Annotated in this window: 27 protein-coding genes; 12 read left to right on the top strand and 15 right to left on the bottom strand. The window is 67.7% G+C overall.

All coding sequences use genetic code 11. The features are described from left to right. Nucleotides 1–4: 4 nt before the first annotated feature. A complete protein-coding gene (locus ACP7CK_RS00385; RefSeq protein WP_008262318.1) occupies nucleotides 5–379 on the bottom strand; it encodes a hypothetical protein in 375 nt (124 codons plus the stop codon). Between the two features lie 182 nt (nucleotides 380–561). Then, a complete protein-coding gene (rpsD, locus tag ACP7CK_RS00380) occupies nucleotides 562–1,179 on the bottom strand; it encodes a 30S ribosomal protein S4 (RefSeq protein ID WP_008260153.1) in 618 nt (205 codons plus the stop codon). 252 nt (nucleotides 1,180–1,431) lie between these two features. On the opposite strand from rpsD, the gene ACP7CK_RS00375 reads away from it, so the two are divergent. After that, complete coding sequence (locus tag ACP7CK_RS00375) at nucleotides 1,432–1,641, top strand: hypothetical protein (RefSeq protein ID WP_008263434.1); 210 nt, start codon at nucleotides 1,432–1,434, stop codon at nucleotides 1,639–1,641. Between the two features lie 21 nt (nucleotides 1,642–1,662). Here the strand turns inward: ACP7CK_RS00375 and ACP7CK_RS00370 are convergent, their stop codons facing one another. The 7 genes from ACP7CK_RS00370 to ACP7CK_RS00340 form a co-directional block, all read right to left on the bottom strand. Then, nucleotides 1,663–2,598, bottom strand: a complete 936-nt coding sequence (locus tag ACP7CK_RS00370) for an MBL fold metallo-hydrolase (protein WP_426024790.1) — start codon at nucleotides 2,596–2,598, stop codon at nucleotides 1,663–1,665. Between the two features lie 81 nt (nucleotides 2,599–2,679). Continuing rightward, the gene (locus ACP7CK_RS00365) at nucleotides 2,680–3,291 is read right to left on the bottom strand and encodes a superoxide dismutase (RefSeq protein WP_008263343.1); all 612 of its coding nucleotides are present in this window, start codon (nucleotides 3,289–3,291) and stop codon (nucleotides 2,680–2,682) included. A 107-nt stretch (nucleotides 3,292–3,398) separates the two neighbouring features. Further along, nucleotides 3,399–3,623 (bottom strand): hypothetical protein, encoded by a 225-nt coding sequence (locus ACP7CK_RS00360; protein WP_426024789.1) that lies wholly within the window; start codon nucleotides 3,621–3,623, stop codon nucleotides 3,399–3,401. 15 nt (nucleotides 3,624–3,638) lie between these two features. After that, nucleotides 3,639–4,607 (bottom strand): DUF4350 domain-containing protein, encoded by a 969-nt coding sequence (locus ACP7CK_RS00355; RefSeq protein WP_426024788.1) that lies wholly within the window; start codon nucleotides 4,605–4,607, stop codon nucleotides 3,639–3,641. 2 nt (nucleotides 4,608–4,609) lie between these two features. Then, nucleotides 4,610–5,443, bottom strand: a complete 834-nt coding sequence (fghA, locus tag ACP7CK_RS00350) for an S-formylglutathione hydrolase (RefSeq protein ID WP_426024787.1) — start codon at nucleotides 5,441–5,443, stop codon at nucleotides 4,610–4,612. Further along, a complete protein-coding gene (locus ACP7CK_RS00345) occupies nucleotides 5,443–5,829 on the bottom strand; it encodes a VOC family protein (RefSeq protein WP_426024786.1) in 387 nt (128 codons plus the stop codon). The genes fghA and ACP7CK_RS00345 overlap by 1 nt, the downstream gene beginning before the upstream one ends. 18 nt (nucleotides 5,830–5,847) lie before the next feature. Continuing rightward, entirely contained in the window at nucleotides 5,848–6,954 is a 1,107-nt protein-coding gene (locus ACP7CK_RS00340) for an S-(hydroxymethyl)glutathione dehydrogenase/class III alcohol dehydrogenase (RefSeq protein ID WP_426024785.1), read from the bottom strand. A gap of 165 nt (nucleotides 6,955–7,119) precedes the next feature. Between ACP7CK_RS00340 and ACP7CK_RS00335 the strand changes: the two genes are divergently transcribed. Then, complete coding sequence (locus ACP7CK_RS00335) at nucleotides 7,120–7,995, top strand: LysR family transcriptional regulator (RefSeq protein WP_426024784.1); 876 nt, start codon at nucleotides 7,120–7,122, stop codon at nucleotides 7,993–7,995. A 194-nt stretch (nucleotides 7,996–8,189) separates the two neighbouring features. After that, nucleotides 8,190–8,891, top strand: coding sequence for an NAD-dependent deacylase (locus ACP7CK_RS00330; RefSeq protein WP_426024783.1), 702 nt, complete (start codon nucleotides 8,190–8,192; stop codon nucleotides 8,889–8,891). A gap of 60 nt (nucleotides 8,892–8,951) precedes the next feature. Here ACP7CK_RS00330 and ACP7CK_RS00325 read toward each other — a convergent pair whose 3' ends face one another. After that, nucleotides 8,952–9,503, bottom strand: a complete 552-nt coding sequence (locus tag ACP7CK_RS00325; RefSeq protein WP_008263328.1) for an OmpA family protein — start codon at nucleotides 9,501–9,503, stop codon at nucleotides 8,952–8,954. 377 nt (nucleotides 9,504–9,880) lie between these two features. Between ACP7CK_RS00325 and ACP7CK_RS00320 the strand changes: the two genes are divergently transcribed. Then, nucleotides 9,881–10,711 (top strand): hypothetical protein, encoded by an 831-nt coding sequence (locus tag ACP7CK_RS00320; protein ID WP_426024782.1) that lies wholly within the window; start codon nucleotides 9,881–9,883, stop codon nucleotides 10,709–10,711. Between the two features lie 59 nt (nucleotides 10,712–10,770). On the opposite strand, the gene ACP7CK_RS00315 is transcribed toward ACP7CK_RS00320, so the two are convergent. The 3 genes from ACP7CK_RS00315 to ACP7CK_RS00305 are packed head-to-tail and all read right to left on the bottom strand — an operon-like array spanning nucleotide 10,771 to nucleotide 12,805. Next, nucleotides 10,771–11,559, bottom strand: a complete 789-nt coding sequence (locus ACP7CK_RS00315) for an RNA methyltransferase (RefSeq protein ID WP_372705161.1) — start codon at nucleotides 11,557–11,559, stop codon at nucleotides 10,771–10,773. Further along, entirely contained in the window at nucleotides 11,556–11,789 is a 234-nt protein-coding gene (locus tag ACP7CK_RS00310) for a hypothetical protein (protein WP_426024781.1), read from the bottom strand. The genes ACP7CK_RS00315 and ACP7CK_RS00310 overlap by 4 nt, the downstream gene beginning before the upstream one ends. After that, a complete protein-coding gene (locus ACP7CK_RS00305) occupies nucleotides 11,789–12,805 on the bottom strand; it encodes a S1/P1 Nuclease (protein WP_426024780.1) in 1,017 nt (338 codons plus the stop codon). Before ACP7CK_RS00305 ends, ACP7CK_RS00310 begins: the two co-directional genes overlap by 1 nt. Nucleotides 12,806–13,023: 218 nt before the next feature. Between ACP7CK_RS00305 and ACP7CK_RS00300 the strand changes: the two genes are divergently transcribed. Continuing rightward, the gene (locus ACP7CK_RS00300) at nucleotides 13,024–13,650 is read left to right on the top strand and encodes a DUF4168 domain-containing protein (RefSeq protein WP_426024779.1); all 627 of its coding nucleotides are present in this window, start codon (nucleotides 13,024–13,026) and stop codon (nucleotides 13,648–13,650) included. Between the two features lie 4 nt (nucleotides 13,651–13,654). Here the strand turns inward: ACP7CK_RS00300 and ACP7CK_RS00295 are convergent, their stop codons facing one another. Beyond that, the gene (locus tag ACP7CK_RS00295; RefSeq protein ID WP_008261974.1) at nucleotides 13,655–15,517 is read right to left on the bottom strand and encodes a monovalent cation:proton antiporter-2 (CPA2) family protein; all 1,863 of its coding nucleotides are present in this window, start codon (nucleotides 15,515–15,517) and stop codon (nucleotides 13,655–13,657) included. Nucleotides 15,518–15,678: 161 nt separating this feature from the next. Between ACP7CK_RS00295 and ACP7CK_RS00290 the strand changes: the two genes are divergently transcribed. From ACP7CK_RS00290 to ACP7CK_RS00265, 6 genes are all read left to right on the top strand, one after another. Then, a complete protein-coding gene (locus ACP7CK_RS00290) occupies nucleotides 15,679–17,526 on the top strand; it encodes a vWA domain-containing protein (protein ID WP_426024778.1) in 1,848 nt (615 codons plus the stop codon). Between the two features lie 89 nt (nucleotides 17,527–17,615). Next, the gene (locus tag ACP7CK_RS00285; RefSeq protein ID WP_008259009.1) at nucleotides 17,616–18,023 is read left to right on the top strand and encodes a CBS domain-containing protein; all 408 of its coding nucleotides are present in this window, start codon (nucleotides 17,616–17,618) and stop codon (nucleotides 18,021–18,023) included. A 66-nt stretch (nucleotides 18,024–18,089) separates the two neighbouring features. Beyond that, the gene (locus tag ACP7CK_RS00280) at nucleotides 18,090–18,677 is read left to right on the top strand and encodes a hypothetical protein (RefSeq protein ID WP_008261883.1); all 588 of its coding nucleotides are present in this window, start codon (nucleotides 18,090–18,092) and stop codon (nucleotides 18,675–18,677) included. A 202-nt stretch (nucleotides 18,678–18,879) separates the two neighbouring features. Further along, nucleotides 18,880–19,524: an ImuA family protein gene (locus ACP7CK_RS00275; RefSeq protein WP_426024777.1), complete on the top strand. Its 645-nt coding sequence runs from the start codon at nucleotides 18,880–18,882 to the stop codon at nucleotides 19,522–19,524. Next, a complete protein-coding gene (locus tag ACP7CK_RS00270) occupies nucleotides 19,415–20,983 on the top strand; it encodes a Y-family DNA polymerase (protein ID WP_426024776.1) in 1,569 nt (522 codons plus the stop codon). Before ACP7CK_RS00275 ends, ACP7CK_RS00270 begins: the two co-directional genes overlap by 110 nt. Next, nucleotides 20,980–24,336 (top strand): error-prone DNA polymerase, encoded by a 3,357-nt coding sequence (locus tag ACP7CK_RS00265; RefSeq protein WP_426024775.1) that lies wholly within the window; start codon nucleotides 20,980–20,982, stop codon nucleotides 24,334–24,336. The genes ACP7CK_RS00270 and ACP7CK_RS00265 overlap by 4 nt, the downstream gene beginning before the upstream one ends. A 235-nt stretch (nucleotides 24,337–24,571) precedes the next feature. Here ACP7CK_RS00265 and ACP7CK_RS00260 read toward each other — a convergent pair whose 3' ends face one another. After that, complete coding sequence (locus tag ACP7CK_RS00260) at nucleotides 24,572–25,144, bottom strand: DUF421 domain-containing protein (RefSeq protein ID WP_426024774.1); 573 nt, start codon at nucleotides 25,142–25,144, stop codon at nucleotides 24,572–24,574. 11 nt (nucleotides 25,145–25,155) lie between these two features. Between ACP7CK_RS00260 and ACP7CK_RS00255 the strand changes: the two genes are divergently transcribed. Beyond that, nucleotides 25,156–26,433: a cation:proton antiporter gene (locus ACP7CK_RS00255; protein WP_426024773.1), complete on the top strand. Its 1,278-nt coding sequence runs from the start codon at nucleotides 25,156–25,158 to the stop codon at nucleotides 26,431–26,433. Nucleotide 26,434 lies beyond the last annotated feature (1 nt).

Here is a 26,434-nt window from a genome sequence, read left to right as displayed (position 1 = left end):
CGGCTCAGGTCTGGGGCAGCTGATAGGGGTTGTTGACGCTGACGGGCGAGCCGGGCGCCAGGCCCAGTTCCTCGAACGACCATTTCAGCTCGACCCCGTCGACCAGGGGTTCCTTGCAGGTGTCCTCGTCGAGGCGGCGCAGGGTGATGACCGCATCGGCGCCCTTGATGCTGACGATGGGGATCAGGTCTTCCTTGCGGGTGCAGCCGTTGGAACTGACCCAGAAGACGGCCGCGTCCTTGGTGAAGGCGGCGGCGTGGATCGGTTCAAGCGCGCCGGGCATGCCCACGGTCGAAACACTGGGCGCATCCACCCCCGCGCAGGCGGATACGCCCGACACAGCGGCGATAAACGCCATAGATTTGAAGACGGCGCGCATCGCTTAGGCGGCCTCCCCTGCTCCGTCGAACCCTGAACAGCCCGAGAATGCGCCTGTTCGCCCCGGAAGGGAACAGGCCGATAAACGAAGGGCCCCGGACGGATCCGGGGCCCTTCCAACTCAATTTTCTGCTGCCGCTCAGGTCGCCCGAGGGACGATCGCCGCGCCAGAGAAGGCTTCGATTACGAAGCGTAGTATTCGACGACCAGGTTCGGTTCCATCTTCACCGGATACGGCACGTCCGTCAGTTCCGGCACGCGGACGTAACGGACCGAGAACGAACGGTCGGACAGTTCCAGATAATCCGGCACGTCACGTTCCGACGACTGCTGGGCTTCGATGACCAGCGCCATGTTGCGCGACTTTTCCTTCACCGTGACGACGTCTTCCGGCTTCACGCGGTAGGAAGAGATGTCGACCTTCTTGCCGTTGACCAGGACGTGGCCGTGGCTGACGAACTGGCGGGCGGCCCAGACGGTGGGGACGAACTTGGCGCGGTAGACGATGGCGTCCAGACGCGATTCCAGCAGGCCGATCAGGTTTTCCGAGGTGTTGCCCTTGCGGCGAGCCGCCTCGTCATAGGTCTTGGCGAACTGCTTCTCGGTGATGTTGCCGTAGTAGCCCTTCAGCTTCTGCTTGGCCTTCAGTTGCAGACCGAAGTCCGAAACCTTCGACTTGCGACGCTGACCGTGCTGACCGGGACCGTAAGAACGCTTGTTGACCGGCGACTTGGCGCGGCCCCACAGGTTCTCACCCATGGCCCGGTCGATCTTGTATTTGGCGCTGTGGCGCTTGGACATTCTATTCTCTTTTCGACGATACGGCCCGGCATCCCCTCGATTGGGAATGCGATCTCAACGGCGGTCCACGCATCTTCCGTCATCAATCCCGCTTCCGGCGAACCGGAAACGTGGAAGGCGGCGCTTATCGCCACACAGGTCCCCGGAGTCAAGCCGTGGTGAGCGTTAAGCACGATGGACAGGAACCCCACGACCTCGGCCGATCTTTTTGTCGTCGGAGGCACATCTCCTGATCCCCTCGCGGAGGGCGAAATGGCGCATGCGACAACGACGACCGGCCTGACCGACGAGGCCTTTGACAGGCTGAAGCAAAAGCTGATCGACCTGGTCGAACCGCTGTCCGACAGCCAGTTGCTGGATCTCGCCGATGGGATCCACGAGTTGCTGCGTCAGCGACGCACCCTGCGGCAGCATCATGCCGAACGCATGACGGAACGCGCGCGCCTGGCGTCGCTGAGCTGAGCCCCCGACGCCAGGCCACGATCAGGCGGCCGGCTGCGCCTCGCTGATGAACATCGCCCGGCCCTCCCGGGTCTGGATCTTCCCCAGGCCAGGGAAGGGGAAGTGATAGGCGTAGATGTGTGCGCCCGACGCCCGCAGGGCCGTGATTTCATCCAGACGCGCCTTCTTGCCCGCCGTCGCATCGTCGTCATAGCCGACGGTCCAGTCCGGATGTTCGACCGACAGGACCCAGTGGTGCATCAGGTCGCCCGTATACAACAGCTGGTTCTGGCCGTCGGTGATCAGATAGGCGACATGGCCCGGCGTATGCCCGGCCGTGTCCTGGGCCTCCACGCCCGGCGCGACCTCTTCATCTGGACGGAAGGCCTGGACCTTGGGCGTGATCACGCGGACCAGGTCCGCCATTTCCGGATTGGCGCGGATCGACGCCCATTCCGCCTCCGACATCCGGATCGCGGCGTTGGGGAAGGCCGGGGCGCCGTCGGCGACCAGACCGCCCACATGGTCGGGGTGGCCGTGCGAGATCATCACGTCTGTGATGCTGGCCGGATCGACGCCGGCGGTCTGCAGACTCTGCATCAACTGCCCCTTGCCCGCGCCCAGACCGGCGTCGAACAGCATGGTCCGGGCGCCGTTCCGCACCAGCAGCGGATGAATCTCCAGCATGATGGGATCGGCCGGTTGTCCGGCGGCGGTCAGGGGGGCGGCGACCGCCTGGGGCGTCAGGCCCACGCCGAAGACCTTGTTGTCGTTCGGCACGGGGTTCTGGCCGTCGAACAGGGCGATAGCGTCCAGGGCGCCGATCTTGAACCGATAGACAGGCTTCTCCGCCGGGGCGGCGACCGTCTGGGTCGGATTCGGCGGCGCAGGCTCGCCGGATTTCTGATCGTTCGCCGCCGGGGAGCAGGCCGCCAGGGTCAGGGCCGTCACGGCCGCCGTCGCCATAAGAATCCGCATCGTTTCACTCCTGTGTGCAGGCTGAATCGAAAACGCCCGCCGGAGGTTCCGGCGGGCGTCGTCTTGTCGCTTAGGCCAGGCCTAGACGGCGGCGGCGTACAGTTCGTTGACCTTGTTCCAGTTCACCACCGACCAGAAGGACTTCAGGTAGTCGGCGCGGCGGTTCTGGTATTTCAGATAATAGGCGTGTTCCCAGACGTCGGCGCCCAGGACGACCTCGCCGCGCTCTTCCACGACATCCATCAGCGGATTGTCCTGGTTGGGCGTGGAGGTGATCTTCAGCTTGCCGTTCTGGACGATCAGCCAGGCCCAGCCCGAACCGAACTGGGCGGCGCCGGCGGCGTTGAAGTCTTCCTTGAACTTGTCCATGCCGCCCAGGTCGCTGTCGATGGCGGCCTTCAGCTCGGCCGAGGGTTCGCCGGTCTGATCGGCGGGGGCCAGCAGTTCCCAGAACAGGCTGTGGTTCCAGTGACCGCCGCCGTTGTTGCGCACGGCCTTGGGGGCGGTCGAAATGCTGGTGAAGATTTCTTCCAGCGACTTGCCCTGCAGATCCGCTGCCGCATCGATGGCCTTGTTCAGGTTGTCGACATAGGTCTGGTGGTGCTTGTCGTGGTGGAAGGTCATCGTCTCCTTGTCGATGGCCGGCTCCAGCGCGTCATAGGCGTAGGGCAGCGGGGGCAGGGTGAAGGCCATTGGAGTTTCCTCTCGCGACAGATTTCCGACGCCCCTCATCTAGGCGCCCTTTCTTAGAACCCAAGCATCATCGCTGGGTTTCGTTACGATTTATCGCCTTGGCACGGTTAAGCTGGCAAGTTCGCCTTCAGGCATTCGCGCACGGCGCGCTTGACGTCGCCCGGCGCATTGGGCTCGTCCACGCCCTCGGCGGCGAAGACGGCGCGCACGGCGGCGTCCAGCCCGTTCGGCAGGGCGGCGATCACGCGCTTTTGCCCCTTCTCGTGCAGACAGTAGCCCACCTCGCGGCACAGGGCGGAAAACATCGGCTCATAGGGATCGGTGGCGCTCATCGCGCCCCTCTAGCATCAGGGGATGAGACGCGACAGCCAGTGCATCAGGTTCAGTGCGAACTGCCGATCGTCATGCCCCTCGGTGTTCAGGCCGAAACGATAGGGTGTGCGGTCCGGCTGGTCGGGGAAACGCACGATCTGCGCGGTCAGCATGCCGGCTTCACCCAGCACCACGACCCTGCCCGCGCCGAACGGGAAGGCGAGCCCCTGGGCCGGCTGGGCGGGCCGCGCCAGCTCCGCCGTCACGACATCCACATCCTCGCCCGCGCGCAGGCGCTGCCGAATGGCCTGAAGGGTGGCGAGATCCGGCGCTTCGAACGCGTCGTCGCTCATCGCCAGCAACACGGTCGATCCGTCGGGCCCCTTGAGGGACTGGCCGGTGAAGGTCTTGACGATCTGCACGCCCTCGCCGCCCCCACGACCGGCGATGATCGGGTGATCCCCTAGCGCCTGTCGCGGAAAGACCAGATTGGCCGTGACGTCGTTGCGAACAGATTGAAAGGCGTAACCCTTGCCCATCGTCACGCCGAACCGAGCGCCCAGCGCTTCGGCCGCCGTTCCATGCGGCGCGTGATCGACGGCAAGCAGCAGGGAACCGCCAAGTGCGACCCACCGCGCCAGGGCCTCGATCTCGGCCTCGTCAAAGGCCGAAACGCGAGAGCCGTTCTCGGGGCTGGCGGCGTTGGCGATCACCAGCACCGCGACCCCATCCAGCGCGCCCGGCGCATCCAGTCGCCCGCGCCCCGCGTCAACCCGATAGCCGTCGGCCCGCATGAGTGCGGCAAACCCGGCATATCGGCCGTCGATAGTCTGAAGGTTTCCATGCCCCTGATCGACACGGATCAGGGGTCCATCAGCCGTATAGGCTGGAACGGCGACCTGCGGACGCCAGTCGAGATCGCCCACCTGTTCCTGCGCTGCGGCCAAAGAGGCGTTCAAGGCCACGAGCAGCCCCAGCATCAGGACCGAGCCGAGGCGCATCATCCTCAGGCCTTCAGCCGTTCAGCGTGGAAGGCGATGTGGTCGGCGATGAAGCTGGTCATGAAGAAGTAGGAGTGATCGTAGCCGGGCTGCAGCCGGATGGTGACCTTCTGACCGGCGGCGTCGGCGGCGGCCTGGAGCAGTTCGGGCTTCAGCTGGTCGGTCAGGAAGCTGTCGGCGTCGCCCTGGTCGATCAGGATGTCGTCATAGACAGACTTGGCGGCGCCGGCCTCGATCAGTCTGGCGGCGTCGTGGCGGTCCCATTCGGCCCGGTCCTCGCCCAGATAGGCGGTGAAAGCCTTTTCGCCCCAGGGGCAGCGGGTCGGCGAGCAGATGGGGGCGAAGGCCGAGACCGAGCGGAACAGGTCGGGATGGCGCAGCGCCAGGGTCAGGGCCCCGTGGCCGCCCATGGAATGGCCCGAGATCGACCGGGCGCCTGTGGTGGGGAATTCGGCGTCGATCAGGGCGATCAGTTCGTCCGTGACATAGGACTCCATGCGGAAGTGCGGAGCCCAGGGCGTCTGGGTCGCATCGACATAGAAGCCCGCGCCCTGCCCCAGGTCATAGGCCGGATCATCGGCCACACCCTCGCCGCGCGGCGAGGTGTCGGGCGCGACGATGATGACGCCGTGCTCGGCGGCGGCGCGGTAGGCGCCGGCCTTGGTGGTGAAATTGTCCTCGGTGCAGGTCAGGCCCGACAGCCAGATCAGCACCGGGAACGGCCCCTGCCCGCCCGGCGTGAAGACCGACAGGGTCATCGGCGTGCCGGTCACGGCGCTGTCGTGCTTCAGATAGCGCAGGGTTCCGCCGTGGACGATGTGGGTCTTGACGGTCTGCATCAGTCGACGACCCGGTGCATGGCGCAGATCTTGTTGCCCGAGGGATCGCGCAGATAGGCGAGATACAGTTTCCCGAACGCGCCCTGGCGCAGGCCGGGCGGATCTTCGATCGTGGCTCCGCCGGACTCGACGCCTGCCGCGTGGAAGGCGTCGACCATGGCCGTATCCTTGGCCGCAAAACCGATGGTGCCGCCGTTGGCGTGACAGGCCGGCTCGCCGTCGATCGGCTTGCCCACGGCGAAGGCGCCGTGGGCGGTGCGCCACCAGTAGCGGCCCTTGGGATCGGGGCCCTGAGCGGAGTCGATGCCGAGAGCGCCGAGAGCGGCGTCATAGAAGCGGCGCGACGCCTCGATATCGTTGGCGCCGACGGTGACGTGGGTGAACATGCGTCTCTCTCCCTTGAACTAGAAGACCACCACAGACCGGATGCTCTCTCCGGCGTGCATCAGGTCGAAGGCCTTGTTGATGTCCTCCAGACCGAAGGTGTGGGTGATCATCGGGTCGATCTCGATCTTGCCGTCCATGTACCAGTCGACGATCTTCGGCGTGTCGGTGCGGCCGCGCGCGCCGCCGAAGGCCGAGCCGCGCCACACCCGGCCCGTGACCAGTTGGAAGGGTCGGGTGGCGATCTCCTTGCCGGATTCGGCCACGCCGATGACGACGCTCTCGCCCCAGCCGCGGTGACAGGCTTCCAGCGCTTGGCGCATGACGACCGTGTTGCCGGTGCAGTCGAAGGTGTAGTCGGCGCCGCCGCCGGTCAGTTCGACCAGATGGGCGACCACGTCGGAGACGTCCTTCGGGTTGACGAAATGGGTCATGCCGAAGCGACGCCCCCACTCTTCCTTGTCGCCGTTGATGTCCACGCCGACGATCATGTCGGCGCCGACCATCTTCAGCCCCTGGATGACGTTCAGGCCGATGCCGCCCAGGCCGAAGACCACGGCGTTGGCGCCCGGCTCGACCTTGGCCGTGTTGACCACGGCGCCGACGCCCGTCGTCACGCCGCAACCGACGTAGCAGGCCTTGTCGAACGGGGCGTCTTTCCTGATCTTCGCCACCGCGATCTCGGGCAGGACGGTGAAGTTCGAGAAGGTCGAGCAGCCCATATAGTGGGCGATGGCCTGGCCCTTGTAGCTGAAGCGGCTGGTGCCGTCGGGCATCAGACCCTTGCCCTGGGTCGCGCGGATCGAGGTGCACAGGTTGGTCTTGCGCGACAGGCACGACTTACACTGGCGGCATTCGGGCGTGTACAGCGGAATGACGTGGTCGCCCACGGCGACCGAGGTCACGCCCGGCCCCACCTCGACCACCACGCCCGCGCCCTCGTGGCCCAGAATGCTCGGGAAGATGCCCTCGCTGTCCAGACCGTCCAGCGTATAGGCGTCGGTGTGGCAGATGCCGGTGGCCTTGATCTCGACCAGCACCTCGCCGGCGCGCGGCCCCTCCAGATCGACCTCGACGATCTCGAGCGGACGTTTGGCCTCAAAGGCGACGGCGGCGCGGGTTTTCATAATTTTGGTCCTTCGGACGTCCCTACCGCTCGCCGCGCGCGGCTTGCGACATGAGGAACAGGCTGGATGATGTGATCCTGTTCTAGGCCGCCCCCGGCATCGATGAAACGGCGATAAACGCAAAACATTATTGCCAGGCAGGGACAATCGTGTTGCACCTTCCGTATGAGCAGTCGTTGGGACGGGATCGACGAATTCACAGCGGTGGCTGAGCAGGCCAGTTTCTCGACGGCGGCGAAGCGGCTGGGCCTTTCCACCTCTGCGGTCAGCCGAGAGATCGCGCGATTGGAGGACCGACTGCAGACCCGGCTGCTGAACCGCACGACCCGCCGGGTCGAACTGACCGATGCAGGCCGCGATTTCCTGGCGCGTTGTCGCCGACTGATCGACGAAAGGGACGAGGCCCTGGCGGCCGTTCAGCCGGATGACAGCGCCCCGCACGGCCTGCTGCGGATGACCTGTTCCGTCTCCTATGGCGAGCGCTTCGTGGCCCCGGCGGTCAACCGCTTCGCCCGCGATCATGCCGAGCTGTCGATCGAGCTGGACCTGGACAACCGGCTGCGCGACCTTGTCGGCGACGGCTATGATCTGGCGATCCGGTTCGGGCATCTGACGGACTCGCGGCTGATCGCCCGACGACTGGCGTCACGGCGACTGATCCTGTGCGCCGCGCCTGCCTATCTGGCCCGGCGGGGCGCGCCGCGGGACCTGTCCGAACTGCCGGCCCACGATCTGCTGACCGGATCCTCGGAACACTGGCGCTTCAGCGAGGCGGGGCGCGAGACCAGTTTCCGCCCCCAGGGCCGATGGCGCTGCAACTCGGGCGCCGCCGTGCTGGATGCTGCGATCCAGGGGCTGGGCCTGTGCCAACTGCCGGACTTCTATGTCACCGAGCCGCTACGCGCCGGCGCCCTGACCGCCCTGCTGACCGAGCACCGTCCGCCCGATGAAGGCGTCTGGGCCGTCCATCCGCACCGCCGCCATGTCCCCCCCAAGGTGCGGTTGATGATCGACCATCTGCGCGCCAGCCTGGCGGCTTGACACATCACGGGCCTGCATCGTCCACGCGCAACGATCGTCTGATCCAGCCGCGGGGGTCCCTGCGCCGACAGAGCCCCCGGAACGGCTGGAACAACGCCGCGCGCCGATGGGTTTTCGGTGGCCCGACTACGCCGCCTATCTGGCGAATTTTGGCGCTTGCTGACCGAGCCGCAGGTCAGGCAAACAATCGCATCATGAACCTCGTCGTCCTGACCGGCGCCGGCATATCGGCCGAAAGCGGCGTGCCCACATTTCGAGCCGAGGATGGTCTGTGGTGCGGCCACAGGGTCGAGGCTTTGGCGACGCCGGAGGGCTATGCGGCGGATCCCGCCCTGGTGCAGGACTTCTATAACCAGCGGCGGCGGCAGTTGGCGCAGGTTCAGCCGAACGCCGCCCATCGCGCCCTGGCCGAGCTGGCGGCGCGGTGGGAGGGGGATTTCCTGCTGGTGACGCAGAACGTCGATGATCTGCACGACCGGGCGCACGCCGAGGTCCCGCCGCGCGCCGGGTTCGAACTGATCCATATGCACGGCGAACTGCTGAAGGCCCGCTGCACCCGGTCGGGGGTGGTGATGGCCTGGGCCGGCGACATGGCGGCCGACGAAGCCTCGCCGCATCATCCGCAGGGGCGGCTGCGGCCGCACATCGTCTGGTTCGGGGAGACGCCGCTGGCCATGGAGCGGATCGAGACGGCGCTGGAGACCTGTGACCTGTTCGTCTCCATCGGCACCTCGGGCGCGGTCTATCCGGCGGCGGGGTTCGTGCAGTCGGCGCGATACGCGGGGGCGCGGACGGTCGAGATCAATCTGGAGCCGACGCAGGGTGCGCGCCTGTTCGACGAGGGGGTGTACGGCCCGGCAACCCAGGCCGTGCCGGCCTTCTTCGAGACGTTGTAGATGCGAAAACGGCGGCCGCTGCGATGCGGCCGCCGTTCAGGTCTTGAGGGCTGAAAGCGCTTAGGCGAGGACCACGATGGTCACGCGGCGGTTCTGCGACCGGCCCTCGGGGGTGTCGTTGGAGGCGACCGGCTCTTCCGGACCGTAGGAGATGGTCGACATCCGGTTCAAGGCGACGCCCTGACGGTTCAGGAAGCGACGCACGGCCTCGGCGCGCTGCTCGCCCAGCTGGTTGTTGTGTTCGACCGGGCCGGTGGCGTCGGTATAGCCCTGGATTTCCAGATAGACGTTCTTGTTCTCGTCGCGCAGACGTTGGGCGAACTGGGCCAGGCGCTGCTCGGCCTCGGGCGACAGGGCCGAGGCGTCGGTCGGGAACTTCACGGAATCGTCCGACAGGACGACCTGATAGAGGAACTTGCCCTCGGCCAGTTTGTGGGCGTCGTTGGCGCGTTGCAGGGCCTGGCCCGCCGTGCCTTCGACCCCGGTGACGCGGGTGTCCACCACCTCGACCTGATCACGCACGAAACGATGGCTGGCGCAGCCGCTGGCCGCAAAGCCGAGGGCGATGAGGGCGCCGCCGACGACCGCCGTCCTGAGTTTCGATCTGCTCAAGTTCTGTCTCCTTCTTGCCGGGGGCGCCACACCCAGTTCATGCGCCAGATGAAAATGGCGTAGGCGACAAGGCGGAGTAATGACGTGCTTTAGGCCGGAAAATGTCAGCTTAGCTATATAATCCGCACCGAATTCGCATGATTATTGCGTTATATCGGAACCGGGGCGCGAGCTGGCACGTTAGCCCGCCAACAGGCTACGCCCTGTGGCGGATGAACTGATCTATCGCTGATCTTGAACAGCGGCCGGTTGTATTCGAAACCACGCCACCTTCCTGCCGCGACCGAATGTTTTCAACAGGGCGTCGTGATTTTTTACAGGGATTGGCGGCCGATGACCATGCGACCGATCATCTTCGGCTCATCACGGATCGACGATTGAGCGCCGCGCGCACCGGCCGGACCCGGCGGCGGCTCCTGGCGGCCGCCTGCGTCGTCGCCGCCCATGCAGGCCTGGTGCTGGTCATGACAGCGGCGCGGCCGGAACCGCTCGCGGCGCCCCATGAAGCAGCGCCGGTGATGGTCGAACTGGTCGATCCGCCGCCTCCGCCCACTCCCATCCCCGCGCCCGATCCGGCGCCGACGCCCGACGCGCCGGCCGCAGCGGCTCAGACCCCGGCGCCGCCCAAACCCGCGCCCCAGCCGCCCGCCGTGGCCGCTGCGCGTCCCCGAAAGGTCGTCGCCAAGCCGCCGCCGGACGTCGAGCCCCTGCCCGCCGCCCCCGCGCCGCCGGGACCGCCCCTGCCCCTGCTGGGCGCGGCTCAGTTGGCCGGCGCCGCGACGGTTGGATCGGGTCCGGGCGGCGGCGGCGGAAACGGCGTGGGCGGGGCCGGCGGGACGGGCGGATCCGGCGCCGGATCAGGCTCGGGCGGCGGGACTTGCGACATGGTCCGCTGGGTTCAGGACGCCGTGCGTGACGACGCCGCCGTGCGCCGCGCCGTCATCGCCGCCAGCGAGGAGATGAACGCCTCGGGCCGGGCCATCCTGGTCTGGAACGGCGACTGGCTGCAAAGCCGCAACCAGTCCGGCAAGGGCCTGGCCGGGGTGCGCCAGGCCATCGCCCTGGAGGTCGCCTTCGCCCCGGCCGAGTGCAGGACCCAGCGGATGACAGGCCTGGCCGTGCTGAAGCTTGAGGACGGCGCTGACGGCGCGCGCATCGCCCTGGGCAAGGGCAGCTGGCGCTGGTCGGATCTGCTGGGGGCGGGATGACGACCTCTTGCGTCATCCTCGGGCTTAACCCGAGGATGACGGGGAGAAGGAGCGACTCCTTATTCGCTCGTATTCCCCTTCGCCGCCCGCTCGGCCGCCAGCTTGGCCAGCACACGCCCCCGGCCCTTGGCCAGGGCGTGGATGGCGCCGCGCATGGTGGCGACCTCCTGTTCGGAGAAGGCGGCGCGGCCCAGCATGACGCGCAGGTTCTGGCTCATCGAACGCTTCTTCTCTGGCGGATAGAAGAAGCCGCCGTTCTCCAGCTCCGCCTCCAGATGTTCGTACATGCCGACCAGCAGATCGTTCGACGCCGGCGGCTCGCTGTCGCGGAAGCGCGGCGGCGGGGCGTCCAGGATCAGTGTGCGCCACTCATAGGCGTTGATCGCCACGGCCTGGGCCAGGTTCAGCGAATGGTGTTTCGGGTCGATGGGAATGGTGACGATGCCGGCGCACAGGGCGATGTCGGTCGTCTCCAGCCCCGCCCGCTCGCCGCCGAACAACAGGCCGGTCTTCAGGCCCGAGGCCGTGTCGTCATACAGGATGCGGCCGGCCTCGCGCGGGGTGCGGACCGGCTGGCGCGTCTCGCGCGGGCGCGCGGTAGTGGCGAAGACGGTGTTCAGGTCGGCCACCGCCTCGGCGACGCTGTCGAACACCCGCACCCCCTCCAGCACCCAGTCGGCGCCCGAGGCCGTGGCCCAGGCCCGCTCCTGGGGCCAGCCGTCGCGCGGCGTCACCAGACGCAGGTCCGTCAGGCCAAAGTTCGCCATCACCCGCGCCACAGCGCCGATGTTCTCGGCCATCTGCGACTTGTCGAGGATGACGGCGGGGGGTGTCAGGTTCTCACTCACAGCTTGGGCGGCCCCTTGCCGGTAACGGCAGCGACGGTATCGAGCCAATCTCCCATCATCGCCGGATCGGCCGAGATGCCATCGGGCGTCAAAGGCAATCCACCGAGCAACAGGGCGAGATCGTCTGACCTCCGTCCGCCCCGCTCCCAATACGATTCCAGGAAATGCAGCATGCAAAGATAGCTCTCTCGAATGGAGAGTTCCGGCGCGCCCAAGGTGTCGGTCACCATCAATCCTCGCCCACCATGGCGATCCACGGATCGACGGTTCCGGCCTCGACCTCGGCGACCTTGACGGCGGGCCAGCCGATGGAGGCGCTGCCCGAGGCGGTCCAGGCAGTGGCGATGAAATCGCGCAGTTCGGCGGCGCCGGCCGCCAGACGCTCATTGACGAAGGCGGCGCCGCGCGGATCGCTGTCGCGGAAAGCCCCGGCTTTCTCCAGCCGGTAGAAGGGGATGACCGTGCCCAGGGTGGCGGTCAGATAGGAGACGGTGCGCGCCTTGACGTCGAAACCGTCCAGACCGGCGGCCGGCATGGCGGCCTCGACCGCGTCCAGGCGGGCGACCCGGTTGGTGAAGGCGCCTTCGAACAAGGCATGGGTCTGGCGCGAATTGGTGAAGCCTTCGGGGTTCGGGAACTCGCCCCAGCCATTGTAGTGGATCGTCGTGTGATGGGGTTGCGACCCGTCGCCGACATAGTGGCCCATGACCCCGATGTCGCGCAGGATCAGGGCCTCGCGGCGGATGCGGTCGGCCCGGTACCAGGCCTGGCGCTCCATATTGGTCTCACGTCTTTCGGCGGCATTCAGCACGCGCCAGTAGGCGAAATCGCGGCCCAGATTCTGCCAGGCGTCGATCATGGCGTAGGGCAGATAGCCGGCGTCATCGACGTCCAGCCCCGCCTTGGTCAGGGCGGCGTCATATTCGGACTTCAGGCGGGGCAGTTCGGCCAGGGTCATGCCGCGCGGGTCGAAGACATGGCCGGCGTCGTCCAGGTCGATGAAATGGGCGGTGTCGCGTTCACGGTCGTGGGGCTGGCCCGCGCCCTTCCAGCGGTCGGGTTCGCGCGCCAGCTCGCCGACGTCGGCGATAGCGCCGGGCGTCTTCAGAAAGCCCGGCATGTCGGCCGGCAGGGCGCGCATTGCGGCGATCCCGATCAGCCGGTGGCCGGTGTTGCCCCAGGCGTCGACCACGGCGGGGGTGGCGACGGCGACGAGGGCCAGGGCGGCGATGACGAGACGTTTCATGACGGACAAACCTCAGTGAGATCACGCCCGTCTAACGTATCCTTGATCGGCTCTCCAGCCCGCCGGGGTGGCGATCACGCCGCGAACGCCTAGATTAAGCGGGCTCCCCGCTCCTTTATCCTTACAGGCGCCACAGCCATCGGGGAGCGATGACGTGATTGCGTCGTCGCCGTCCTTGCACGGCATAAGTGGACGCCAGATCGAAAGGACCACGCACCATGCGCGCGCCCCGCCTCGCTCTTTTTGCTTCCGCCGCCGCTCTGCTGACCGCCGCCGGCGTACACGCCCAAACCCCTTATGAAGCCTCGGGCCAGACCGCCCCGACCGCGGTGCCTGCCCCGGGCGCAGCCGACTTCACCGACGAAGAATTGCGCAAATACGATGTCGCCATCACCCGCGTCCGCGCGGTCAGCGACACCCTGAACGGCGCCCAGCCGACGCCGGAACAACAGGCCGAAATGGCGGCTGCGGTTCAGGAGTCCGGCCTCGAGGTCGTGCGCTTCAACGCCATCTCCAACGCCGCCGCCGAAAGCCCGGTGATCAACGCCCGCATCAACGCCATGAAGGCGCCGAAGCCTGCTCCCGGATCGGTCGCGGCCGGCGTCAGCGATGCGGAACTGCGCCAGTTCGTCGAAGCCATGACCAAGATTCGCGCCGTCACCGCCAATGTCCAGAACGGCCAGGCCACCCCGGAACAGAGCGCCCAGCTGACGGCGGCGGTCGAGGGGTCCGGCCTGGCGGTGGACCGTTTCAACGCCGTCGCCACCGCAGTGTCCCAGGACGCCGGCCTGCGGGCCCGGGCCGAGTTGATCGGCGCGCGACAACAGGAGGCCGGCGCCCAATAGGGCGTCAGGTCTCGGCGGGTTCGCGCCGTGTGTCCGGTGCGGCCGGACCCGCCTCGTCCTCGTTCAGCAGTCGGCCTTCGCGACGCGGCTTCACATAGGGAGCGGGTTGCGGCGTCGGCATATTGCCGCGCATCAGTTGGCGCCCGGCCTTGATTCCGCCGGTCAGCTGCAGGTCCAGACGCGCCTCGTCACGGCGGCGGACGTCGCCGATGGCCTCGGCCGCCTGGCCCTCGTCCATGCCCAGTTCGATCAAGGCGCGCTCGCCGAACTTCAATGCGGACTCGAAGGTCTCGCGGATCTGATAGTCGACCCCGGCCTGGATCAGCCGCATGGAATGGCCCCGGTCGAAGGCGCGGGCCATGATCTTGGTCGTCGGGAACTCGGACTTGACCAGTTCGACGATGCGATCGGCGACCTCGGGCTTGTCGACGCAGACCAGGACGATCTCGGCCTCGTCCGCACCCGAGGCCCGCAGCGTGTGCAGCTGGGCGCCGTCGCCATAATAGACCTTGAACCCGAACTGCGAGGCGGCCTGGATCATCTCGACGTCGTTCTCGATGATCGAGACGTCCACATCCCGCGCCAGCAAGGGCTGTGACACCACCTGGGCGAAACGGCCGAAGCCGATGATCAGAACCTGGCCGCGCAGGTCCTTGGCGAAGTCCACCCCCTCGGCGTCCTCGGCCGACAGGGTCGGCTTGGGCAGCAGGCGTTGGGTCAGCAGACTGGTCAGCGGCGTCAGGGCCATCGACAGGATGACGATGGCCGACAGCATGGCGCCGATCTGGGCGTCGAACAGACCCGCCGTCACCGCCGCGCCATACAGGACGAAGGCGAACTCGCCGCCTTGCGCGAACAGGGCCGCCCGCTCGACCGCCTCGTGGTGCGAGGCCTTGAACAGGCGGGCGACGGCATAGATGCCCAGCGCCTTGACCGCCATGAAGGCGATCACGCCGCCGACCACCAGACGCCAGTCGGCGACCACCACCGACAGGTCCAGGGACATGCCGACGCTGAGGAAGAACAGACCCAGCAGGATGGCGCGGAACGGCTCCACATCGGCTTCCAACTGGTGGCGGAAGGTGGATTCGGACAGGAGGACGCCTGCCAGGAAGGCGCCCATGGCCATCGACAGACCGCCCAGCGACATGGCCCAGGCGGCGCCGACCACGACCAGAAGGGCCGCCGCCGTCATCACCTCGCGACCGCCGTAACGGGCCAGCAGGCGGAAGATCGGATTGACCAGATATTTGCCGGCCAGCAGCACGCCGCCGACCGCCGCCACCGCGAAGCCGATGGTCTGCCACAACGGCGGCGCCTGTTCGTTCGCAACGCCCAGCACCGAGGCCAGGACGGCAACGATGGCCAGCAACGGCACGATGGCCAGGTCTTCCAGCAGCAGAATGGAGACGGACCGCTGTCCGGGCCCGCCCGCGATCTCGCCCCGCTCCTCCAGCATCTGCATGATGACGGCGGTGGACGACAGGACGAAGCCCATGGCCCCGACAAAGGCGACCGGCGCCGAAAAGCCGGCCAGCATGGCGGTCAGGGTCAGGATCAGGCCGCAGAACAGCACCTGGGCCGCGCCCAGGCCGAAGATCTCTTTCCTCAGCCCCCACAGACGTTTGGGCCGCATCTCCAGCCCGATGATGAACAGGAAGATGACCACGCCGAACTCGGCGACATGAAGAATGGTCTCGGGCTCCTGAAACAGCTTCAGCCCGAACGGCCCGATGGCCAGACCTGCCGCCAGATAGCCGAGCACCGAGCCCAGACCGACGCGCTTGAACACCGGCACGGCAATGACGCCCGCCGCCAGCAGGGCCGCAGCCGCGCCCAGATCCAGTCCCGTCGTCGCCTCGGCCATCGTCACCCCTTCGCAGGATATTCATAGTGGGGGCGAAGCCGTAGGATTGCGAGATGGCGCCGACGACACGATCACGAATGGAGCGGCTATAGGCGCCTGCATCGCCACAGTTTCGCCTCAGGCGACAAGCGGAGTAGCGTCCAGAACAACCGGAGGAAGCCATGTCGCGTCTCATCAGGATCGCCGTCGCCGCCACCCTGGGCCTGTCCGTCGCGGCGCCGCCCGTCGCGGTTCCCACCTTCGCCCTAGCCCAGCCCCAAAGCCCGGCATTGGATGGCGAAGCCACGCCGGCCGCCTGTGCGCCCTTGGGCTTCGTCCTGTCCCCGCCGGGCGAACCGATGCAACATCTGACCAGCCCCGTCCGACCGACGCCGATCACGGCCCCGTCCCAGAGCCGCATCGAGGGCGGGGCGCCGCCCCCGCCGCCGCCCCCTCCTCCTCCTCCGCCGCCGCCGGCCCCGCCAGCCCCCATGCGTCCGGCGGTGGTCGCCGCCGCACCGGGGCAGGCTCCGCTCAACGCCGTGGTCGTCACCGGGTCGCGCATCATGCCCGGCGCCCCGGCCCCGTCCGACACCGAAACCTATCCCGACGCCACGCCCAATCCGGTCAAGCGGACGGCGGACCAGCCGGTCTCCACCTTCTCGATCGACGTGGACACGGCCGCCTATTCCAATGTCCGCCGCTTCATCGACGAGGGCCGCAGCCCTCCGGCGGACGCGGTGCGGGTCGAGGAGCTGATCAACGCCTTCGACTATGGCTACGCCCGCCCGACCTCCCTGGCCCGCCCGTTTGCGATCACCACGGCCGTCGTCGCCTCGCCCTGGGCGCCCCGAACCGAAAGGGGGGGCCGCCAGATCGTCCACATCGGCTTGCAGGGTTATGAGCTCCCGCAGGGCGAGCAGCGGCCGCTGAACCTGACCTTCCTGGTCGATGTCTCGGGCTCGATGCGCAGCCCGGACAAGCTGGACCTGGCCAAACAGGCGATGAACCTGGCCATCGACCGGTTGCGGCCACAGGACACCCTGTCGGTCACCTATTACGCCGAGGGTGCGGGCACGACCCTGCAGCCCACGCCCGGCGATCAGAAGCTGAAGATGCGCTGCGCCGTCGCCAGCCTTCGCGCCTCGGGCGGGACGGCCGGCGCGACCGGGATGACCAACGCCTATGACCAGGCCCAGGCCAGTTTCGCCCGCGACAAGGTCAACCGCATCCTGATGTTCACCGACGGCGACTTCAACGTCGGCGTGACCGACAACAAGCGGCTGGAAGACTATGTCGCCGAAAAGCGCGGGACCGGCGTCTATCTGTCTGTCTACGGCTTCGGGCGCGGCAACTACCAGGACGCACGAATGCAGACCATCGCCCAGGCGGGCAACGGCGTGGCGGCCTATGTCGGGGATCTGCGCGACGCGCGCCGCCTGTTCGGCCCGATGTTCGACAAGGGCGCCTTCCCCATCGCCGACGACGTCAAGATCCAGGTCGAGTTCAATCCCGCCCGCGTCGCCGAATGGCGGTTGATCGGCTATGAGACCCGGCTGCTGAACGAGGCGGACTTCGCCAACGACCGCATCGACGCAGGCGAGGTCGGATCGGGCGCCAGCGTCACGGCCCTGTACGAGATCACCCCGGTCGGCGGCCCGACCCAGGTTCCCGAGCGCCGCTATCCCGACAATCGGATCGGTGTCGGCGGCGGCGATCCGAACGGCGAGATCGGCTTCATCCAGGTCCGCTACAAACAGCCGGGCGGCAGCCGGTCGGAATTGATCCAGCAGCCTCTGACCAGCCGCGCCGCCGGCGCCCAGCCGCCCGAGGCCACACGCTGGGCCCTGGCCGTCGCCGCGTTCGGCCAGAAGCTCCGCAACGCCCCATGGATGAGCGCTGACTACGGCTGGGATCAGGTGCTGGCCCAGGCCCAGGGCGCGCGCGGCGAGGATCCCTGGGGCGACCGGGCCGAGTTCGTCCAGTTGGTGCGCGCGGCCAGGGACCTGCCTGAACGCCGCGCGCCTTAAGGCCGAGCGGCGCCAAGCGGGCGCACGGCGGCGGAACCCCGCCGTGCGCGGCGGGTTTTCACGGTGACGCTACACCCCAGGAGACCCCCATGAAGATCCGCGACGTCATGACCAAGGATGTCCACCTCGCCCGCCCCGGCGACACGCTTCAGGAGGTCGCCGCCCGGATGGCCAAGGGGGATTTCGGCTTCGTGCCCGTGGCCGATGGCGACCAGTTGATCGGCGCCATCACCGACCGCGACATCGTCGTGCGCGCCCTGGCGGCCGGCGCCGCCCCGTCCGCGCCCGTGGTCGAATACATCACCCGCGACCCGCAGACGGTGCTGGACACCGACGACCTGAAATCCGTGCTGGATCTGATGGGGTCGCGCCAGATTCGCCGCGCCCCGGTGGTGGACAAGCATGGCCGCATCGTCGGGGTCATCTCGCTGGGCGACCTGTCGACACGGGTGAAGGAGAAATACGCCGGCGAGACGCTGGAGAGCATCTCGCGTTAACCCTCCCCCCTCACCACGCGCTAACCGGCGCCTGCCATTCTGCACCCTGAACGGTGGGAGATCAGAATGGCGCGCGCGCAGTTCCAGAAGGGTCAGAAGGTCTGGGTCGAGTGCGTGGGCGCCTGGGCCACCATCGAGAAGGTTCAGCCGGTCTGGGCCAAGGGTTTCGACGAGCCGGTGCGCGTCACCTACGACGTCGGCCTGGGACGTGAGTTCGCCGCCGCCGAACTGATGATGGCCGCCGCGGACGCCGCCGGGGCCGAGGTCGGCGACTGGCGCGTGCTGCGGGCCCGCAACAAGTGGCAGGCGGAAGAGGACTGCCTGCACCACCCCCAGCCCGGCACCTATCCCGTCGTCGTCACTGACACGGCCGACTGGGGCGGCTGGCGCGTGCCCGGCGCGGAATATGACCGCGACCCCCAGCGCATTGAATTCCAGTCCCGGCTGATCGCCGCCGCGCCGCGTCTGATGCAGTTGGCTGAAAGCCTGATGGACCTCGTGGCCGAGAGCCCCGACGACGCGCCGCCCGCCGTTCTGGCCCTGGCACGCCAGGCCCGCGACACGCTTCAACCTGTGACGGAAATTCTGGAAGCGGCGCCGGCCCGGGCGAGCGGCGTCATGCCGGGTGCGGACGCCAGCCTGGCGGAACGCTGAACAGGAGCGCAGGCTCAGATCGCCCCGCTTGACTCCGCACGGCATCGCGCGCCATTTGGAACAAATGGAGAACATTGGACCTGATGACCGTTTGGCCGCCTTGAGGACGCGGCTTGAATCGCTCAATGCTTGCACCCTTTCGCTTGCTCCCAGCCAGACACGGGACGCCAGCGTCTTTCCCTCCTGCTGGGCGCGCGGGGCAGTGCATGACCTGTACGCCGAAACACCGACCGACGCTGTGGCGATCAACGCCTTCGGCCTGGGCGCCGCGCTTCAGGCGGCGGACGGACGCGCCATCGTCTGGGGGCTTCACGATATGATGGGGCTGGAGGCGGGGCGGCCGCATGGACCGGGGCTGCATGAGATGGGGCTGGCGCCGTCGGACATGCTGCTGGTGCGCGCGCCCGACATTCAGACGTTGCTCATTATCGGCGAGGAGGCGTTACGGACACCGGCGGTGGGCGCCGTGCTGCTCAGCGCCTGGGGCGAGGCCAGGGCCTTGTCCCTGACGGCCAGTCGGCGGCTGGCGCTTGCGGCCGGGGGTGGTCACGGGACGCTGTTCCTGGCGAGGGCTGGCGCCGTTCCGGCGCCCAGCGCCGCCGAAAGCCGATGGTCGGTGCGCGCCGTGGCGTCCGCGCCGCTCGAGGGCGGAGCGCCGGGCAGACCGTCTTTTTCCGCCACCCTGCTTCGGCGACGCGGCGGGGGCGAGCCCAGAACCTGGATCATGGAGTGGGATCGTGACACGCGATCGTTCCGCGAACCGGCGCCGCTATCTGGCGCTGTGGTTCCCCTGGCTGCCCAGCGACCGGCTGAAGCGTCGCGCCCGTTCCGCAGACGGGTCGCCTGAGCCCGATCCAAGGCCTGTGGTCCTGGTCGAGAAGATCGGCGGCGCGCTGCGGCTGGCCGCCGTCGATCCGGCGGCGGCCGGAACGGGGCTGGTCCCCGGCCTGACGCTAGCCGACGCCCGCGCGCGAACGCCCGCCTTGCGCACCATTGTTCATCGACCGGATATGGATGCGGCCCTGCTGCTGCAGGTGATGGAGGATTTCGGCCGGTTCACGCCCATGATCGCCGAGGATTCGCCACATGGGCTGATGCTGGACGTGACCGGCTGCGCCCATCTGTTCGGCGACGAAACCGGACTGGTCCGCGCGGCGCATGAGCGTGCGGGGCGTATCGGCCTGGGGATCCGCAGCGCCCTGGCGTCCACGCCCCAGGCGGCGCGCGCTCTGGCCCGTTTCGGGCCGGGCGGACGGTTTGAAGCGGGACAGGATCGACAGGAGGTGCGTCGGCTGCCGGTCGCGGCGCTGGAACTTTCGCAACGCGAGACCCAGGCCCTGCAGCGCGCGGGGCTGAAGCGGATCGCCGATCTGGACGATCGTCCGCGCGCGCCGCTAGCCGCGCGCTTCGGCGCCGATTTTTCCGCCCGGCTGGCGCGGATCCTGGGTGACGAGGACATGCGCATCACGCCGTACCGGCCGCCGCCGCCCATCACCGTCGACCGCATCTTCTTCGAACCCATCGTCGATGACGCGGATGTAGAACGCGTCCTGTCCGATCTGTTGATCGAGACTGCGGATCGACTGGATCAGGCAAGCCAGGGCGGCCGGGCCTTCGAGGCGGGCTTCTACCGCGTCGACGGCGAGGTCCGACGCATCGTCGTGCGGACCGGCCGGGCCACACGCGACCGGATCGCGGTGCTTCGTCTGTTCCGTGAAAGGCTCGCGGCCCTGGCCAATCCCCTGGACCCCGGCTTCGGCTTCGATCAGATCAGGCTGTCTGTTCTCGAGACCCAGACGCTGAAACCCGACCAGTCAAGCCTGGACGGCGACAGACCGGACGGCGAGGATTTCAGCCGCCTGATCGACCGGCTGACGGCGCGGCTGGGGCCTGAAGCCGTGCTGCGGTTCGAACCTCTGGGGTCGCACATGCCCGAGCGCGCCGCACGGATGGTCCCGGCGACAATGAAGGTCGGGCGAGCGGCCCAGGACTGGCCGGATCTGACGCCTGACGATCCGCCGTTACGCCCCTTGCAGATGTTCGACCCGCCCCAGCCGGTCGAGACCCTGGCCGAGGTGCCCGACGGTTCGCCCTTGCGCTTCCGCTGGCGCCGGGTGCTGCATGAGGTGGCTTGCGCCGAAGGACCGGAGCGGATCGGCGGCGAATGGTGGCGCGCGCCGGATCAGAAGACGCGCGACTACTATCGCGTCGAAGACCGCGAAGGCCGCCGGTTCTGGCTGTTCCGTCAGGGGCTGTACGGCGAGACCGACGAGCCGCGCTGGTTCGTACACGGCCTGTTCGCATGAACGCGCCCGCCTATGCCGAACTGGCCAGCGCCAGCAACTTCTCCTTCCTAAGGGGGGCGTCGCATCCGAAGGATCTGGTGCTGACCGGGATCCTGCGCGGTCATGCGGGCCTTGGCCTGGCCGACCGCAACACGGTCGCCGGGGTGGTGCGGGCCTGGAGCGCCCTGCGTAGCCTGCGCGAAGACGGCCTGTCGCCGCCCGATATCGTGCGCGACGGCGCAGGGCCGGGCGAAGCGACCTATGTCGAGGATCGGTTGAACGATCCGACTTTGTCGGAAGAGGTCAGACGACGGGCCGCGACCTTCAAACTGGCGACCGGCGCGCGTCTGGCTTTCAACGACGGAACGCCCGACATCATCGCCTATCCCGAGACGAGAGCCGGCTGGGGGCGACTGACGCGGCTGCTGACCCTTGGCAATCGCCGAGCCGTGAAGGGCCAGTGCGAGATCGGGCTGCGCGACCTGCTCGCCGCACCGGAGGATCTGCTGCTGATCCTCATGCCGGACGCCCGGCTGGACGGTCTGGACCGGACGCTTGACCGTGTGACCGAGGCGGCGCCCGGCGCGGTCTGGCTGGGCGTCGCCATGGGCCGGCTCGGCGACGACGGGCGGCGGCTGGCGCGGCTGAAGGCGCTGGCGGAACAGAGCGGCGTCCCGCTGCTGGCGGTCAACGACGTCCTCTATCACGACGCCGACCAGCGCGACCTGCAGGACGTGCTGACCTGCATCCGCGAAGGCGTCACGGTGGAGGCGGCGGGGCGGCGTCTGAACGCCAACGGCGAACGCTGGCTTAAGCCCCCCGCCGAAATGGCCCGCCTGTTCCGCAACGCGCCCGAGGCCATCGCCGAGACCGCGAACCTGCTGGCCCGCGTCGGTTTCGACCTCAGCGACATCAGCTATCAGTACCCCGAGGAGACGACCCCGCCCGACCAGACGCCGCAGGCCTGGCTGGAACATCTGACCTGGCTGCACGCCGAGATGCGCTATTCCCAGGGCGTCCCCGACAAGGTGCGGGTGCTGCTGGAGAAGGAGTTGGCCTTCATCGCAAAGGCCGACTACGCACCCTACTTCCTGACCATCTACGACATCGTGAGGGTGGCGCGCGACAAGCGGATCCTGTGTCAGGGGCGTGGTTCGGCGGCCAATTCCGCCGTCTGCTATGTGCTGGGCATCACGGCGGTGGACCCGGCGGAATCCGACCTGTTGTTCGAACGCTTCCTGTCGTCGGACCGAGGCGAACCGCCCGACATCGATGTCGACTTCGAGCACGAGCGGCGAGAGGAGGTCATCCAGCACATCTACACGCGCTATGGCCGCGAACGCGCCGGCATCGCCGCCACCGTCATCCGCTATCGTCCCAAGAGCGCCATCCGCGATGTGGGCAAGGCTCTGGGCCTGACCGAGGACGTCACCGCCCGTCTGGCCTCCAGCCAGTGGGGCAGTTGGGGCAGCGAGATCGGCGACCGCCATGTCGAACAGGCCGGGCTGGACCCAACCAATCCGATGATCCGGCGCGCCGTGGCGATGGCGACGCGGCTGCTGGGTTTTCCCCGCCACCTGTCCCAGCACGTCGGCGGCTTCGTCCTGACCCAGGACCGGCTGGACGAACTGGTCCCCATCGGCAACGCCGCCATGGCCGACCGCACCTTCATCGAATGGGACAAGGACGACATCGACGAACTACGCCTGCTGAAGGTCGATGTGCTGGCGCTCGGCATGCTGACCTGCATCCGCAAGGCCTTCGATCTGATCCGCACCCATTCGGAGGAGGACTGGGCGCTGCATACCATCCCGGCCGATGACGCCGGCGTTTACGACATGCTGTGCCGGGGCGACTCCATCGGCGTCTTCCAGGTCGAGAGCCGCGCCCAGATCAACATGCTGCCCCGGCTGAAGCCGCGCAAACTCTATGATCTGGTGATCCAGGTGGCCATCGTCCGGCCCGGCCCGATCCAGGGCGACATGGTCCATCCCTATCTGCGACGTCGCAACGGGCTGGAACTGCCCGACTATTCCAAGCCGGGGCCGCAATACCCGGCGGACGAGCTGAAACAGGTTCTGGAAAAGACCCTGGGCGTGCCGCTGTTTCAGGAACAGGCGATGAAGGTGGCCATGGTCGCCGCCGAATTCACCGAGAAAGAGGCCAACGGCCTGAGGAAGGCCATGGGCACCTTCCGGGGCGACGGCACCCTGCACACCTACGAAGACCGGATGGTCGGCCGGATGATCGAGCGCGGCTATGATCCGGCCTTCGCCCGGCGCTGCTTCGACCAGATCAAGGGGTTCGGCTCCTACGGCTTTCCGGAAAGCCACGCCGCCTCCTTCGCCCAGCTGGTCTATGTCTCGTCGTGGATCAAACACCACCATGCGGCGGCCTTCGCCTGCGCCCTGCTGAACAGCCAGCCGATGGGCTTCTACGCCCCGGCACAGATCGTGCGGGGCGCCCAGGAGCATGGGGTCGAGGTGCGCCCGGTCGATGTCTCCTGCAGTGATTGGGACAACAGCCTGGAAGGCCCGAAGGGCGCGCCGGCGCTGCGGCTCGGCCTGCGTCAGATCGACGGATTCCGCGAGGACTGGGCCCAGGCGCTGGTCGCCGCTCGCGCCGCCGCCCGCCCCTGCGACGTCGAGACCCTGGCGCGACGCGCCGCCCTGCCCGCCGCCGCCATGCGCAAGCTGGCCGACGCCGACGCCTTCCGCTCGCTGGGCCTGGATCGACGCGAAGCCCTGTGGGCCGTGCGCCGTCTGCCGGACGATGCGCCCCTGCCGTTGTTCGCCGCCGCCGATGCCCGCGAACTGGGCACCGAACCCGACGCCAGACTGCCGACCATGCCGCTGGGCGAACATGTCGCCGCCGACTATCAGACCCTGCGCCTGTCCCTGAAGGCGCATCCCATGAGCATCCTGCGGCCCCTGTTCGACGCCGAACGGATGCTGACCTGCGCCCGGACCGAGGCGAAACGCGGCGGCGCCCTGGTGCGGGTCGCCGGGGTGGTTCTGGTCCGTCAGCGCCCCGGCAAGGGCAACGCCATCTTCGTCACACTGGAGGACGAGACCGGCATCACCAATGTCGTCCTGTGGGCGCGGATGTTCGAACAGTTCCGCCGCGAGGTCATGGCCGCCCGGCTGATGGAGGTCGAAGGCGTCGTGGAAAAAAGCCCGGAAGGCGTGGTCCACCTGGTCGCCCGCCGCGTCATCGACCGCTCCAGCGAACTGTCACGCCTGTCCGAAGACCACGACGCCTCCGTCCAACTGGCCCGCGCGGACATTGTCGCCAATCCCCAACCGCCCCGTCACGCCCCACACCGCCACCCCCGGGACGTCCGCATCCTGCCGGGCTCGCGAGATTTCCACTGAGCTCCGCCGCTCAGGTCTGTGTGCGTGTGTCTCTCAGGGTCATGTTCAGATCGTCCTATCCGACACCGGCGGCGCGGATGGCGTTTTCATCGCACTCGCCGTCCCGCACTGATATCGAGCGGGCTCCACTTGCCGAAGGCGCGGGTCCCGACGGATCGCGCCGCCAGCGCGCCGACGGCGAAGTGAGGACGCCCGGACCGTTTCCGAGCCAGTCAGGCCTAGATCAAATCCATGGTCACGCTGAGCGCGGCAAGGCCGTCAGAGAGCCGTCGGTTTCGAGAAACACGGCTTCAAGATCGTCGAGACGCTGGACGCCGGCGGCGCGCGCGGCCGCCTGAACCTCTCCCTCGGTTACGCGCTGGCGTCGCATTGCGCGCGGCAATAGCTGGCCGTCTCGCAAAAGGAGGGTCGGCTCGGCTTTCACCAGCCGGTCGATCAGCTTGAATCGGACGGAAGCGGCGGTGACCGCCAATTGCATCGCGACGAGCAACAGAAGCGCCGTCAGCCCCTCAACGAGCGCCAGCGACTTGCTGGTGATGATCGAGGCCAGCGTCGAGCCGATGGCCACAGTGACGATCAGGTCGAATGCGTTCAACTTGGACAGCGTCCGCTTGCCCGACAGCCGCAGGATCACGACCAGAGCGGCATAGGCCGCGGGCGCGATGATCAGGATGCGCAGAACGCCTGACCAGCCGTCGAACAGGGCTTCAGGAAGAGGATTGGAAGGCATGGCAAGCGAACGACTTGGACCCGGGGGAGTTGCGTCCCCGTGGCAAGTGGTGCGTAGAACCTCGGCCGCCCTCGTCACGCAAGAACGCCATGACCCCGCTCCATCTGTCCCCGTTTGACGCCGCCGCGATCCTTATCGTGCTCAGCGCTGTGCTGGGCTGGATCAATCACCGCTATTTCCGACTGCCCGGCACAGTCGCGATGACGCTGATGGGAGCTCTGGCCTCGCTGGCGGTCATCGGCGCCGACGCGCTTTTCCAGGGAAGCGACATCTCGGCGCGGGTCAGCCGGTTTCTCGAGGACATCGACTTCCACGACACTCTGATGAACGGCATGTTGTCCTTCCTGCTGTTCGCCGGCGCCCTTCATGTCGATATCGAACATCTCAGGCGCGGGCGCTGGCAGATCGCCATACTGAGCACGATCGGGGTGGCGGCTTCGACCTTGATCGTCGGCTTCGGCCTCAAGGCGCTCACCGGTCTTGTCGGCTTCGACGTCCCGCTCATCTGGTGTTTTGTGTTCGGGGCTCTGATCAGTCCGACCGACCCTGTCGCGGTCATGGGCGTGTTGAGGACCGCGAAGGTCCCCCCGACCCTCCAGGCTACGATCGCGGGGGAGAGCCTGTTCAATGACGGCGTGGGCGTCGTGGTGTTCTCGATCCTTCTGGCCAGCGCCGTCGGAGGCGAAGCCTTTTCGATCTCCCACGCCGGCGAGCTGTTCCTGGTCGAAGCCTTGGGCGGGGCGCTGCTGGGCGCGGTCGTGGGCTGGATCGCCTATCGGGCCATGAAGATGATCGACGACTATTCCGTGGAGGTCATGATCACCCTGGCGACCGTGATGGGCGGCTACGCCGTCGCCATGACGCTTCACGTCAGCGGTCCGGTCGCCATGGCGGTGGCGGGACTGATCGTGGGCAATCAGGGCGTCAGCTACGCCATGAGCGACACCACCAAGGACTATGTGCTGAAGTTCTGGGCCCTGATCGACGAAATCCTCAACGCCGTCCTCTTCCTCCTGATCGGATTGGAGGCCGTGGTGCTTGCGGACAGCATCGGCCTGCTGGGGCTGGGTCTGCTCACCATTCCCCTGGTGCTGATTGCGCGCGCGGTTTCCGTGGGCGCCCCGCTGCTGTTCTGGCGACGCCTCCTCCCGATCCGGATGGCCTTTCCGGTCATGACGTGGGGCGGCCTTCGCGGCGGGATTTCAATCGCCCTGGCGCTCTCGCTGCCAGCCGGCCCGATGAAGGACCTCATCCTAGGCGCGACCTACATGGTCGTCCTCTTCTCCGTCCTGGTTCAGGGCGCGACGATCAGCCGTCTGGTGCGTCGTAGCGCCGCTCGCGCGATGGCGGAGGGGGCGATCCGCTGAG

The sequence above is a fragment of the Brevundimonas sp. TSRC1-1 genome (genome assembly GCF_049898245.1).
Lineage (GTDB): Bacteria > Pseudomonadota > Alphaproteobacteria > Caulobacterales > Caulobacteraceae > Brevundimonas > Brevundimonas mediterranea_A.
Note: the sequence above shows the minus strand (reverse complement) of the source record. Positions and strands in the feature narration are given on the sequence as shown.

Coding starts and splice junctions, on each gene's coding strand:
- ACP7CK_RS00385 (WP_008262318.1), bottom strand. CDS start 379: ATGCGCGCCGTCTTCAAATCTATGGCGTTTATCGCCGCTGTGTCGGGC.
- rpsD (WP_008260153.1), bottom strand. CDS start 1,179: ATGTCCAAGCGCCACAGCGCCAAATACAAGATCGACCGGGCCATGGGT.
- ACP7CK_RS00375 (WP_008263434.1), top strand. CDS start 1,432: ATGGCGCATGCGACAACGACGACCGGCCTGACCGACGAGGCCTTTGAC.
- ACP7CK_RS00370 (WP_426024790.1), bottom strand. CDS start 2,598: ATGCGGATTCTTATGGCGACGGCGGCCGTGACGGCCCTGACCCTGGCG.
- ACP7CK_RS00365 (WP_008263343.1), bottom strand. CDS start 3,291: ATGGCCTTCACCCTGCCCCCGCTGCCCTACGCCTATGACGCGCTGGAG.
- ACP7CK_RS00360 (WP_426024789.1), bottom strand. CDS start 3,623: ATGAGCGCCACCGATCCCTATGAGCCGATGTTTTCCGCCCTGTGCCGC.
- ACP7CK_RS00355 (WP_426024788.1), bottom strand. CDS start 4,607: ATGATGCGCCTCGGCTCGGTCCTGATGCTGGGGCTGCTCGTGGCCTTG.
- fghA (WP_426024787.1), bottom strand. CDS start 5,443: ATGCAGACCGTCAAGACCCACATCGTCCACGGCGGAACCCTGCGCTAT.
- ACP7CK_RS00345 (WP_426024786.1), bottom strand. CDS start 5,829: ATGTTCACCCACGTCACCGTCGGCGCCAACGATATCGAGGCGTCGCGC.
- ACP7CK_RS00340 (WP_426024785.1), bottom strand. CDS start 6,954: ATGAAAACCCGCGCCGCCGTCGCCTTTGAGGCCAAACGTCCGCTCGAG.
- ACP7CK_RS00335 (WP_426024784.1), top strand. CDS start 7,120: ATGAGCAGTCGTTGGGACGGGATCGACGAATTCACAGCGGTGGCTGAG.
- ACP7CK_RS00330 (WP_426024783.1), top strand. CDS start 8,190: ATGAACCTCGTCGTCCTGACCGGCGCCGGCATATCGGCCGAAAGCGGC.
- ACP7CK_RS00310 (WP_426024781.1), bottom strand. CDS start 11,789: ATGGTGACCGACACCTTGGGCGCGCCGGAACTCTCCATTCGAGAGAGC.
- ACP7CK_RS00305 (WP_426024780.1), bottom strand. CDS start 12,805: ATGAAACGTCTCGTCATCGCCGCCCTGGCCCTCGTCGCCGTCGCCACC.
- ACP7CK_RS00300 (WP_426024779.1), top strand. CDS start 13,024: ATGCGCGCGCCCCGCCTCGCTCTTTTTGCTTCCGCCGCCGCTCTGCTG.
- ACP7CK_RS00295 (WP_008261974.1), bottom strand. CDS start 15,517: ATGGCCGAGGCGACGACGGGACTGGATCTGGGCGCGGCTGCGGCCCTG.
- ACP7CK_RS00290 (WP_426024778.1), top strand. CDS start 15,679: ATGTCGCGTCTCATCAGGATCGCCGTCGCCGCCACCCTGGGCCTGTCC.
- ACP7CK_RS00285 (WP_008259009.1), top strand. CDS start 17,616: ATGAAGATCCGCGACGTCATGACCAAGGATGTCCACCTCGCCCGCCCC.
- ACP7CK_RS00280 (WP_008261883.1), top strand. CDS start 18,090: ATGGCGCGCGCGCAGTTCCAGAAGGGTCAGAAGGTCTGGGTCGAGTGC.
- ACP7CK_RS00265 (WP_426024775.1), top strand. CDS start 20,980: ATGAACGCGCCCGCCTATGCCGAACTGGCCAGCGCCAGCAACTTCTCC.
- ACP7CK_RS00255 (WP_426024773.1), top strand. CDS start 25,156: ATGACCCCGCTCCATCTGTCCCCGTTTGACGCCGCCGCGATCCTTATC.